At 64.8% G+C, this 11,960-nt stretch carries 11 protein-coding genes; 7 read left to right on the top strand and 4 right to left on the bottom strand.

Annotation, left to right across the window (positions count from 1 at the left end):
- Entirely contained in the window at nucleotides 1-264 is a 264-nt protein-coding gene (locus KNN17_RS11920; protein WP_241709296.1) for a hypothetical protein, read from the bottom strand.
- A gap of 49 nt (nucleotides 265-313) precedes the next feature.
- The gene (locus KNN17_RS11925; protein ID WP_241709297.1) at nucleotides 314-751 is read right to left on the bottom strand and encodes a hypothetical protein; all 438 of its coding nucleotides are present in this window, start codon (nucleotides 749-751) and stop codon (nucleotides 314-316) included.
- A gap of 115 nt (nucleotides 752-866) precedes the next feature.
- On the opposite strand from KNN17_RS11925, the gene KNN17_RS11930 reads away from it, so the two are divergent.
- The 7 genes from KNN17_RS11930 to proC all read left to right on the top strand — a co-directional run bounded on the left by KNN17_RS11930 (nucleotide 867) and on the right by proC (nucleotide 9,751).
- The gene (locus KNN17_RS11930; RefSeq protein ID WP_241709298.1) at nucleotides 867-2,540 is read left to right on the top strand and encodes a DUF7059 domain-containing protein; all 1,674 of its coding nucleotides are present in this window, start codon (nucleotides 867-869) and stop codon (nucleotides 2,538-2,540) included.
- Between the two features lie 36 nt (nucleotides 2,541-2,576).
- The gene (locus KNN17_RS11935) at nucleotides 2,577-3,218 is read left to right on the top strand and encodes an ArsR/SmtB family transcription factor (RefSeq protein WP_241709299.1); all 642 of its coding nucleotides are present in this window, start codon (nucleotides 2,577-2,579) and stop codon (nucleotides 3,216-3,218) included.
- A 120-nt stretch (nucleotides 3,219-3,338) separates the two neighbouring features.
- On the top strand, nucleotides 3,339-6,065 hold the full coding sequence (topA, locus tag KNN17_RS11940; protein ID WP_241709300.1) for a type I DNA topoisomerase: 2,727 nt from the start codon (nucleotides 3,339-3,341) through the stop codon (nucleotides 6,063-6,065).
- Nucleotides 6,066-6,210: 145 nt separating this feature from the next.
- Complete coding sequence (locus KNN17_RS11945; protein ID WP_241709301.1) at nucleotides 6,211-6,693, top strand: SseB family protein; 483 nt, start codon at nucleotides 6,211-6,213, stop codon at nucleotides 6,691-6,693.
- A gap of 71 nt (nucleotides 6,694-6,764) precedes the next feature.
- Entirely contained in the window at nucleotides 6,765-7,829 is a 1,065-nt protein-coding gene (locus KNN17_RS11950) for a Ppx/GppA phosphatase family protein (protein WP_171983495.1), read from the top strand.
- A gap of 1 nt (nucleotide 7,830) precedes the next feature.
- Entirely contained in the window at nucleotides 7,831-8,667 is an 837-nt protein-coding gene (locus tag KNN17_RS11955; protein WP_241709302.1) for a sugar phosphate isomerase/epimerase family protein, read from the top strand.
- 253 nt (nucleotides 8,668-8,920) lie between these two features.
- Complete coding sequence (gene proC / locus KNN17_RS11960) at nucleotides 8,921-9,751, top strand: pyrroline-5-carboxylate reductase (RefSeq protein WP_241709303.1); 831 nt, start codon at nucleotides 8,921-8,923, stop codon at nucleotides 9,749-9,751.
- 30 nt (nucleotides 9,752-9,781) lie between these two features.
- On the opposite strand, the gene KNN17_RS11965 is transcribed toward proC, so the two are convergent.
- Together KNN17_RS11965 and KNN17_RS11970 are read right to left on the bottom strand one after the other, a co-directional pair.
- Nucleotides 9,782-10,420 (bottom strand): potassium channel family protein, encoded by a 639-nt coding sequence (locus KNN17_RS11965; protein WP_171983496.1) that lies wholly within the window; start codon nucleotides 10,418-10,420, stop codon nucleotides 9,782-9,784.
- A gap of 40 nt (nucleotides 10,421-10,460) precedes the next feature.
- On the bottom strand, nucleotides 10,461-11,894 hold the full coding sequence (locus KNN17_RS11970; RefSeq protein ID WP_241709304.1) for a TrkH family potassium uptake protein: 1,434 nt from the start codon (nucleotides 11,892-11,894) through the stop codon (nucleotides 10,461-10,463).
- Nucleotides 11,895-11,960 lie beyond the last annotated feature (66 nt).

Raw genomic sequence — 11,960 nt, forward strand, 5'->3', positions numbered from 1 at the left:
TCAGATCCGGCTCACCCGGTACGCGAAGTCCGCCGGAGAATGGGCGGTGATCGTCATTCCCAGGACGGCGTCCTTCTCCAGCTGCAGGACTTTGACCCGTGTGGTGCCGCACCGCAACATCACCCCGACGAGGACGTCGCTTCCGTTTCGAACGGTGAAATCGGCACTGCGGGCACCACGGCACGCCAGCGTCACCGCATACGTTCCCCCGGGAAGCCGTCCGGAAGGACATCCTGCGCCCACGACTTCAGGGCGCGCGCCCACCCCATAAGCCGACTCTACGCCAGGCCGAAACCTCGAACGAAGGGGGCAGCTACGAAGCCGGCACCAGTTGGTACGCGTAGATCACGGGAGCGTCCACGCTGCTTGCGCTGATGCTCACAGGACCGGTCGAGGGAATCTTGATACGGGACGTCTCGCGGCTGCCAAAGCAGGCTGCCCCGGCCTCGGTAATCCGGGTACCACCCGAGGAAACGTCGAAGAAGGCCTTGCCACCGCCGTCGCACGCAACAGTCAAAATGTAGCTTCCCGCAGCGACGCTGGCGAAGTTCTTGACCAAGGGATCGCGGTTCGGGATTTTTCCAGAGTCCTCCAAGACCACTCCGGCCACCGAGGGCATGGTGGTCGCCTTCCACGCGGGGACGTCGGCGTTGGAGACAGATCTCCCGGAGGAGCACGCCGTCACCGCAAGGATGCCTGCGCCAAGGACCAGAAATGCAGCGCGACGCCAAATGGAGGGGTGAAATGCCATGATTCAACGCTACCTGCTGGATCGGCTCCCCGCCGACGTCGCAGCCGACGCAGCCGCCGGACCGACGAATGCGCGCACGACGCCGCCCAGCCGCTGCCCCCAATAGACTTGCACGGTGACTGATCCCGCAACGCCCGCCACCTTTGGGACCGCCCCCACCACCCTCGACGCTCCCCGCAGCGACCTTCCCGCGCTGCTCACAGCGCTCGCCGAAGACCTGCGACACGTCGGCTACACCGTGGACGGAGTGGCAGGGCTGCTGGGACAGTCCGCCCACGCGGCCCTCGCCCGGGACCAGCTCATCCCCGCACTCATCGTCACCGAACCGGCTGACTCCGCCGGAAACCCGGCGACGGACCCGGCGAAAGCCGCGCTCGCCGTCGTCGTGCGCTTGTGGCTTCTCGCCGTCCCCCAAACCGAAGCCGAGCTCGACGCCGCCCTGCCGCGCGTCCGCACCTCGGGTTTGGTGGAGCTTGGTTTGGTGGAGAAGAACGACGGCGGTGCTGTCGCCGCCAAGGTGGATTTGCGGCCGTACGGTTGGGAGGGCGACTCCGGAGCAGACAACAGCGGAAGCGGCGGCGCTGAACTGTGGGTTTCCAGTGATCTCGCCGCCCACCAGCAGCCCGGTGTGCTTCGGCACGACCATGTGCTGGGCATCGGGCAGGCCTCCACCACCCTTGTCCAGACCACCATCCGGCGGCACTCGAAACGCGCCCTGGACCTCGGGACGGGTTGCGGAATCCAGACCTTCCACCTCCTGCACCACAGCGAGCACGTCACGGCGACGGACATCTCCGAGCGGGCCCTCGCGTTCACCCGTTTCAACCTGATGCTCAATGCCGAGGCCCTGCACCTTGACCCGGCCAATCTCGAGTCCCGCGTGAGCTTGCGGCTGGGTTCGCTCCTGGAACCCGTGGCAGGCGAGACTTTCGATCTAGTGGTGTCCAATCCGCCTTTCGTGATTACCCCGCGAAGTGTCGGCGAGCAATCTTCGGATCAGTTCACGTACCGCGACGGCGGCCTCCCCGGCGACGACATCGTCGCCAACCTCGTCCGCACGCTGCCCGACGTCCTCGCCCCCGGCGGCACGGCGCAGATGCTCGGCAATTGGGAGATCCCTGCGGGCAGCGGCTGGACCGAACGGCCTTCGTCGTGGCTCGCCGGGTCCGGCACCGAGGCGTGGTTCATCCAGAGGGAACAGGTGAGCCCCGAGCTGTACGCGGAGACCTGGCTGCAGGACGCCTCCGAGGGGCGCGACCGCGAGCTCTACCGTGCTGCCTATGCCGCCTACCTGGAGGATTTCGCCTCCCGCAATGTGGAGGCAATTGGCTTCGGAATGATCTGGCTGCGGCGGCCCGAGGCCCTGCGTCCGGGAGCTGCGCCCACCCGATTCGAAGAAATCACCTACCCCATCGAGCAACCGATCGGCCCGCACCTTGCCGCCGCCGTCGAACGCGCCGACTGGCTGGACGCCCACGAGCTCTCCGAGGCCCACCTGGTGGTGGCCGAGGACGTGACCGAGGAACGCCACCAGCGTCCCGGCGCCGAGCACCCCGGCGTCATCCTGTTGCGCCAAGGCGCGGGCCTCCGCAGGACGAACCTGTTGAGCACCGAGCTGGCCGGCTTCGTGTCGGCATGTGACGGCGAATTGTCCGTCCGCCAGCTGATCGGCGCCCTGGCCGCCCTGCTGGGTGGAGGGGAGGACTTCGACGACGACGCGTTCCGCACCGGGTTGCTCTCCGATGTGGGGAACCTGGTCCGCGACGGCTTCCTGCTCCCCGCGGCGTAGGGCGCTTGCGGCGGTACCGGCGGATAAACTGTTTCGGTGAATGAAGACAATGGGGTATCCACCGGGCTGGCATCCGCGAAGCGCCGGAAACGGCCCGGCAAGACGGTGGAGATCACCGACCCCAAAGCGATCCGTGCGCTGGCCCACGCGGCCCGGCTTGAGGTCATCTCGGAACTGTATTCCACGCAGTTGAGCCGTACGGCCACCGAGCTCGCCGCGCAGACCGGGCTCACGCCGAGCGCCATGAGCTACCACCTGCGGGCGCTCCAGAAGTGGGGGATCGTGACTGCCGCAGACAACGAAGGCGATGCCCGCGAACGCCGTTGGAAGGCTGCGGGTTCGGACTTCACCATCAAATCCGGCGGCAACGCTCCGAGCCCGGAGATCGCCGTCGTCGAACTTGAACTGGACGCCTTCCGGCGTCGGGCTACGGCCTTCACCCGGGCCCGTGGTGAGCGGCGCCTGCGCGGCGAGGCCGCGAACGAGGCAGCCGCCATGGTGCTGTCCAGCGATCTGCTGTACCTGACTCCCGACCAGCGGACGGATCTCAAGGCCAAGTTCCAAGACCTCATCAGGTCATATGACCTCGAAGATCCCACCCGGATTCCCGAAGGAGCGGTACGAATCGCTACGATGTGGTCAATGATTCCGGACGACCGGACCCCGACCTCAACCTAGCCCAAACCCACTGTTCCTCCACAGCACTTGTGCACATGGAAACGCACGATTCTGCAAAATATGGTGAACTAGGCCAATATGGGCACGAGCCCAAGCAATTCATTTTTCTGTAGGAGAACCGTGCCCAGCAAGGCAAAAACCGGCAAGAAACTCGTGATCGTGGAGTCTCCGGCCAAGAGCAAGACCATCGCCAAGTACCTGGGCGAGGGCTTCATTGTCGAGGCCTCGATCGGCCACATCCGCGACCTCCCGCAGCCCTCGGACCTCCCTGCAGAACTGAAGAAGACCTCGGTGGGCAAGTTCGCCGTCGACATCGAGAACGACTTCAAACCGTATTACGTGGTGTCCCCGGACAAGAAGAAAAAGGTTGCCGAACTCAAGGCCCAGCTGAAAGACGCTGACGCGCTCTATCTCGCAACCGATGGGGACCGCGAGGGCGAGGCCATCGCGTGGCACCTCCTGGAGGTCCTGAAGCCCAAGGTTCCCGTCTACCGCATGACGTTCGGTGAAATCACCAAGGAAGCCATCCACCGCGCCATGGACAACCTGCGCGACGTCGACAGCGCCCTCGTCGACGCCCAGGAAACGCGCCGCATCCTGGACCGTCTGTACGGTTACGAGATCTCCCCGGTGCTGTGGCGCAAGGTTGCCCGCGGACTGTCGGCCGGCCGCGTCCAGTCGGTCGTGACCCGCATGGTGGTTGACCGCGAACGCGAACGCATGGCGTTCAAATCCGCATCGTACTGGGACCTGACCGGCCAGTTCGGTACCGGCTCCGCGACTTTCAAGGCCAAGCTCGCCGCCGTGGACGGCGCGAAGGTAGCCAGCGGCCGTGACTTCAACGACGACGGCGTCCTCACCTCCGCGAACGCAGTGCACCTCAACGAGGAACTCGCGACGTCGTTGGCCGCCGGGCTCGAGAACGCGGACTTCCGCGTCCGCTCGGTCGACACCAAGCCGTACACGCGCCGTCCCGCCGCGCCGTTCACGACGTCGACCCTTCAGCAGGAAGCCGGCCGCAAGCTGCGCTTCACCTCCAAGAGCACCATGCAGATCGCCCAGCGCCTGTATGAAAACGGCTACATCACCTATATGCGTACCGACTCGTCCGCCTTGAGCGACGAAGCCCTCACGGCCGCACGCCGCCAGGCCTCCGAACTGTACGGTCCCGAGTACGTGCCGCAGTCTCCGCGCGTCTACGCCAATAGGGCCGCAAACGCGCAGGAAGCCCACGAGGCGATCCGCCCCGCGGGTGACTCCTTCCGCACCCCGGCCCAGGTGGCCAACCACCTGACCGGAGACGCTTTCCGCCTCTACGAACTCATCTGGAAGCGCACCATCGCGTCCCAGATGGGCGACGCCAAGGGCTCCACCGCCACCATCCGCCTCGGCGCAGTGGCAAACGACGGACGCGATGCCGAATTCTCGGCCTCCGGCACTGTCATCACCTTCCCGGGCTTTCTGGCGGCCTACGAAGAAGGCAAGGACGAGAGCCGCGGCGACGACGACTCCGACGAAGCCCGGCGCCTTCCCAACGTGGCCAAAGATGATTCCCTCACGGCTTCGGACATCGTTGCTGTTGGCCACGACACCTCGCCACCGCCGCGGTACACGGAAGCCTCGCTGACTGCGGAGCTGGAAAAGCGCGGCATTGGCCGTCCGTCCACCTACGCGTCCACGATCTCCACCATCCAGGACCGCGGCTACGTCCGGAAGCAGGGGTCTGCGCTGGTTCCCAGCTGGATCGCCTTCTCGGTGATCCGCCTGCTGGAGCAGCACTTCACCGACTACGTGGACTACGAATTCACGGCGGACATGGAAGGCGACCTGGACAAGATCGCCAACGGCCAGGCCGTCGGTGCAGCTTGGCTCAAGCACTTCTACTACGGTGAAGACGCCGATCCTGGCCTCCTGAGCATCGTCAACAACCTCGGTGAAATCGATGCTCGCGAGATCAACTCCGTGCCGATCGCCGAGGGCATCACGTTGCGAGTCGGCAAGTTCGGCCCGTACTTGGAAAGCTCGATCCCTACCGTCGACCCCAAGACCGGCGAAGTCGTGGAGTCTGCGCGAGCCAACGTCCCCGAGGACCTCGCGCCGGACGAGCTGACCGCGGCAAAGGCCGTAGAGCTCATGGAAACGGCTGCCCCTGAGGAACGTGTCCTGGGCGCGGACCCGCACACCGGGCACACCGTGGTAGCCAAGAACGGCCGCTACGGGGCCTATGTCACCGAGATCATCCCGGAAATGACCGAAGAGCAGCTGGCCAACCAGCCGGTGGAGTATTACAAGAACGGCAAACCGAAGCCGCCGAAGAAGCCCGTCAAGGCCAAGCCGCGCACGGGATCTCTGTTCAAGTCAATGACGGTTGACTCGATCTCGCTCGACGAAGCCCTGCAGCTCATGAGCCTGCCTCGTGTCCTCGGCGCAGACGCCGAAGGCAACCCGATCACGGTGCAGAACGGCCGCTTCGGGCCGTACCTGAAGAAGGGCACGGACTCCCGTTCCATCGGATCCGAGGAAGAGATCTTCACGATCACCTTGGAACAGGCACTGGAAATCTACTCCCAGCCGAAGCAGCGTGGTGCGCGTGCTGCCGTGCCGCCGCTGGCCGAGTTCGGTCCGGACCCGGTTTCGGAGAAGAACATCGTGGTGAAGGAAGGCCGTTTCGGGCCGTACATCACCGACGGCGTCACCAACATCACCGTTCCGCGCGCCACGTCCTTGGAAGAGCTGACCCGGGAACAGGCAATCGAGCTCCTTGCCGAGAAGCGCGCCAAAGGCCCGGTCAAGCGGACCACCACGGCCCGGAAGGCGCCTGCGAAGAGGGCCACGGCGAAGAAGTAGTTCTGCTTGCCGAGATCGTGGGTGCGGGCCGAGGACTACGTTCCGGAACGCAGCGTACGGCCCGCACCCACGATCTCGCCACCGGACGGCGGCCCGGGCGGACCGGGAATTGCTTCCGGCAGGGGAACCGTGATCGAGTGGAACCATGACAGATCAGCCGGCAGCCCCGGAATCCTTGCCCTTGAACGACCTTGAGTCCAAGCTCGCAAAGTCCGGGCAGCCCGACGCAAACCCTGTGGACGTCATCCTGGCCTTCCTGAACAACGAGGTCTACATCCTGAGCACCGACTCCTTGGACAAGCCTGACGCCGCGGTGGAGCCGCTTGTCCTCGCCAACTCCGAGGGCCAGCCGGTCCTCGCCGTGTTCAGCCACCCGAGCCGGGTGGAATCGCACTTCCTTGAGGCCGCACCCAACGTCCTGGGCACCCACGGCTCGGCGATCCTGGACAGCATCGGCGACGAGCTGGGCCTGGTGATCAACCCCGGCAGCGAGCACGGCTTCGAGATGGGTCCGGAAGGCATCGCCAACGTCCGCCGCGACTTCACCCGCGCGGACGAAGCCGAGGAAGCCACGGGCGAAGCCACCGCCCCTGCCGCAGATGCACCCGTCGACGGACCCCGGGACTAATTGCCTAGCCGACGGCACGAATCGGCAGTCGTACTTGCTTCACACGCTTCGAATCGGGGAATAATGGCAGAATGCGTCTTGGCGTCCTAGACATCGGTTCCAACACCGTCCATTTGCTTTTGGTGGATGCGCATCCGGGAGCACGTCCGGTCGCATTTGCCTCCCACAAGCGACCGCTTTCGCTGGTTCAGTTCCTGGACGCCGACGGCAACATCAACGACGCCGGACAACACGAGTTGATCGAGTTCGTCCTCGAAGCCTGGGAGTTCGCAGCCCGCCACAAGGCCGAGGACCTCCTGGCTTTTTGTACCTCGGCCATCCGCGAAGCCACCAACGGCGTCGAGGTCCTCGCCCGGGTGAAGCACGAAACCACCGTGACCCTGCAGGAACTGACCGGCAGTGAAGAAGCCTCCATGACGTTCTTCGCGGTTCGACGCTGGTACGGTTGGGGCGCCGGACCGATCCTGGACCTCGACATCGGCGGTGGGTCCTTCGAAATGGCGTTCGGCCAGGACGAACTGCCCGAACTCGCGGTGTCAGTGCCGCTTGGCGCCAGCCGCTTGACGAGGGATTGGCTCCACAATGACCCGCCCACGGCCAAAAGCGTCAAAGAGCTGCGCAAGTACATCCGGCACACGCTCAAGCCGGTCGTGCGCGAGTTCAAGCAATTGGGCCGGGCCAACCTGGTGGCCGGAACCTCCAAGACCTTCCGTTCGCTTGCACGCATCGCAGGTGCGGCCCCGAGTGGCGCCGGGCCCTACGTCAAGCGCGAACTCCACGCCACGGACTTGGGGCTGTGGGCGCAGCGGATCTCGGCCATGACCGTCGAGGACCGGCTGTACCTCCCGGGCGTCTCGGATGCACGGGCAGCGCAGATCCTTGCGGGTGCCCTCGTCGCCGAGGCCGCATTGGAATTGTTCGAGTTTCCCAGCATGGAGATCTGCCCCTGGGCCTTGCGCGAGGGATTGATCCTCCGCCGGCTCGACCAGCTGATCTTCGATGGCCCGCTGGCCCCCGCCCCGCATGTCGGGCTCGGAGGCGCGGTACCCGTGCCACGCCTGGGCGCCAACACCGGAAAGGCCGCGCCCGCGGCAGTATCCATACCAATCCCCATCGCCGGGAGGCAGGCCAACTAACATGAGCACCGACGTCGAGCACTCCGAAGAAGACACGCCGAGGATCCCGGTGGCGCTATCCAGCGCTTCGGTCTATCCGCTCAGCGTCCATGACGCTTTTGCCGTGGCCCAGGACCTGGGGTACGACGGCGTCGAGGTGATGGTGACCAACAACGCCACCAGCCAGAACCCGGATGCCCTCATCCAGCTAAGCCATCGCTACGACCAGCAAATCGTCTCCATCCACGCGCCCACCCTGCTGCTGACCCAGCAGGTTTGGGGTCCGGCGTGGAACAAGATCGAGATGTCCTGCCAGATGGCGCGCGAAGTCGGCTGCAACACCGTGGTGGTCCACCCGCCGTTCCGGTGGCAGTCGAACTATGCGGAGAACTTCGCTGCCGGCGTGCGCGAAATCGCGGCGATGTACCAAGTGCACATCGCCGTAGAGAACATGTACCCGTGGCGTGTGCGCGGCCGGGAGGCGCTCGCTTACCTTCCGCACTGGGATCCGATGGGCCAGGATTACGACGACGTCACCTGGGACTTCTCGCACGCCGCCACCGCGGGTGCCAACAGCCTGGAGGCGATCCAGGCGCTCGGGAGCAAGCTGCGGCACGTCCACCTCACAGATGGTTCGGGCTCGGGCAAGGACGAGCACCTGATCCCCGGTTACGGCACCCAACAGTGCGCCGAGGCGCTGCAGTATCTCGCTTCCAGTGGATTCGAGGGCACCGTGGTTGCCGAGATTTCGACACGCAAGGCCAAGGCTGCCGGTGAACGCGAGGAGTGGCTCGCCGAGACGCTGCGCTTCGCTCGCCAGCACTTGGGGGCGCCGCTCGTGGGAGCCTTCGAGATCTAGGTTCCTTAAACGAGAAAGCACCGGCGGTCGATACGGGAAAATGGGGGGAAACCCGTTCGACCACCGGTGCTTGTGGCGGACATCCCCATGCCCGCCTCATCACTCGCACCCTCAATGAGGTAATTACTAAGCTACGGATCGATGTTGGGTGCAGCCTGCGATAACCTTGGGAACCAGCTGGGAATCCTGGCTTGTTCGAACAGCTTCCGAAATCCGTTCGGCAGCGGGGTGGCCGAACTGGCATCATGGAGCCATGAGCAACCGAATCGCATTCCTTGGCTGTGGGTCCATGAACGAGGCCATCCTGGGTGGCCTGCTGGCTGCCGGAACGGACCCGTCGGACGTCGTCGCCACTGTGCGTCGCGCAGAACGTGCGGCGGAACTAGCTGAGCGCCACCATGTCATGACGATTGCCGGAGCCGAGGAACCAGACAACAACAAGCTGGCCACGAAGGGCGCTTCGGTTGTCATCCTGGGCGTCAAGCCTGCGGGCATTGCCGATCTTGCCCGGGAAATCTCATCAGCGCTGGCCAAGAACACCATTGTGATCAGCGTTGCCGCAGCCGTGTCCATCGCCCAGCTGGAAGCTGCCCTGCCGGCGGGCCAGCCGGTCATCCGCACGATGCCCAACACGCCCGCCAAGCTCGGCCGCGGGGTAGTCTCTGTTTCGCCCGGAACCAACTGCACCCCCGCGCAGCTCCAGCAGGCCAAGGACATCCTCGCCGCCGCAGGCACCGTGGTGGAAATCCCCGAGGAACAGGTGGATGCCCTCTCCGCCATCAGCGGCTCCGGCCCCGCGTACGCGTTCTACCTCGCAGAAGCAATGGCTGCCGCCGGCGTCGAGCTTGGCCTGGATCCCGAGCTCTCCCTCAAGATTTCCCGCGAGACCGTGGCGGGCGCCGGTTTCATGCTCGCTGAGCCCGGAGCCGACCCCACCGCGCTGCGCATTGCCGTGACCAGCCCCAACGGCACCACCGAACGCGCCATCGCTGCGTTCAACGACGGCGGGATACCTGCGATCATCGCCGACGGAGCCCGCGCCGCGGCCGCCCGGGCAGCGGAAATCACACAGCAGCTCGCTTAGTCCTACTTACGGTGCTCACGAGGACGGTGGCTACGGCCGCGCCGCGAACCGTTCCAGCAGGTCCACGTGGCCGGACACAATCAGCATGTCGCGGCCGGAAACCTTCGTGTCCGGTCGGGCGTAGGTGAAGTCCTCGCCCGGGGATTTCACGCCAACAATGGTCACGCCGTATTTCGAACGGACCTTGGACTCATCCAGCGTGAAGCCCACCGTTTCCTTGGGCGGGTACATTTTCACGATGGCGAAATCGTCGTCGAACTCGATGAAGTCCAGCATGCGCCCGGAGACCAGGTGTGCCGCACGGACTCCGGCGTCGGCCTCGGGGTAGATGACATGGTTGGCGCCGATGCGGGTGAGGATCTTGCCGTGGGAGGCGGTGATCGCTTTCACCCAGAGGTGTTCGATTCCCAGGTCCACGAGGTTCACCGTGATGAGCACCGAGGATTCGATCGACGTTCCCACGCCCACCACGGCAGAGCTGAATTCCTGCGCGCCAAGCTGGCGGAGGGCATCGATGTTGGTGGCGTCCGCTTCGACCACATGCGTCAGCACCGAGGCCCAGTTCTGGACGAGCGTGCGGTCCCGCTCGATGGCCAGGACTTCGCGTCCCTGCTTGACGAGCTGCTCGGCAGTGGCCGCACCGAATCGGCCCAAGCCGATCACCAGCACGGGCGCGTTGTGCGCCGGCCGGTTGGGGACGCCTGATGAATTAGCCAATGATCGGCCTCTCTTCCGGATAGTGGAATAGCTGCCTGCGCTGGCGGAGGGCCAAGGCGGAGGCAAGGGTGATGGTGCCGATGCGGCCGGCGAACATGAGCGCGGCGAGGATGTAAACCCCCGACGGCGGGAGTTCGGCGCTGAGGTTCGTGCTGAGGCCTACGGTTGCAAAGGCTGAAATGGTTTCGAAGAGTACCCGGTCCAAACTGGCGCCGCTGATGGCCAGAAGCAAGAATGCGGCCGCGCACACCAAGGTGGCGCCGGCGACGATCACCGAGATAGCTACCCGCATGGTGCCCTCGGGAATCGTACGGCCATAGACCTTGACGTCCTGATCGCCCCGGGCCTCAGCGACGATGGCGAGGAACATGACCGCGACGGTGGTCACCTTGATGCCACCCGCCGTCGATGCCGAACCGCCGCCGGCGAACATGAGCGCGTCCGACAGCAGCCTGGTGGTGGCGTCCATGTGGCTCTGGTCAACCAGGTTGAAGCCGCCGGAGCGCGTCATGACCGAGGCGAAAATGGAATGCGTGATCTTGTCGCCGACACTCATGTTGGCGATGGTGTTGGTGTTGTCCCACTCCATCAGGGCCCACAGGACTGCGCCGGCAATGAGCAGGATCAAGGAAACCTGGATGGTCAGCTTGGTGTGGAGGCTCCACTTCGTCCAATTGAGGCCGTGCCGCCGAAGCACCAGCATCACAGGGAATCCGAGGCTGCCGAGGAACACTCCCAGCATGAGCGGCACAAGAATCCACAGATCGGTCTCGTACGGCACGATTCCGTCGGAATGGGGCGTGAACCCGGCATTGTTGAAGGAAGAAATCGAGTAAAAGATTCCGTGCCAGACTGCCTGCCAGAAGTCCTCTCCGAGTGTCAGGAACCGCGGAATCATCGCGATGGCCAGGATCGCCTCGATCGTCACGGACGTCGAGATGACGATCCGCAACAACGTACCCACTTCGCCCAGGCGTCCGGCGTTGTTCATGGCCTCCTGGGCGATGAGCTTGCCCCTCACACCCAGCCGTTTGCTGACCATGAGCGCCAGGAGGGATGCGAGTGTCAGGGTTCCCAACCCACCCACGAAGATGCCCACCAGAATCACGAGCTGGCCGAAGAACGTCCAGTGCGTCGCCGTCGACACAACCGTCAGACCGGTCACACAGACACTGGAAACAGCGGTGAACAAGGCCTGGTGGATGGGAGTGACCGAACCGTCCGCCGATGCCGCGGGCAGGGAAAGCAGGCCGGTGAACAGCAGAATCGCGAAGACATATGCCGTCAGCGCCAACCGGGCCGGTGAGGAGTTGGCGATGTTGTCGATGAAGTCGCGGATGCCCGTGAAAATCCACAGGCTTCCCCGCTCCGGCTGGACGGTTTGCCAGCTGGCCGGGTCTCGGGACCTCGACTGGCTCTGGGTCATGGCGGTGCTGTTCGCTTCTGGTCGATTGATTCTGCTTTCCTGAGTAGTAAACCACTAATCGCTCGC

Source organism: Arthrobacter bambusae (assembly GCF_022606295.1).
Taxonomy (GTDB): domain Bacteria; phylum Actinomycetota; class Actinomycetes; order Actinomycetales; family Micrococcaceae; genus Arthrobacter; species Arthrobacter bambusae_A.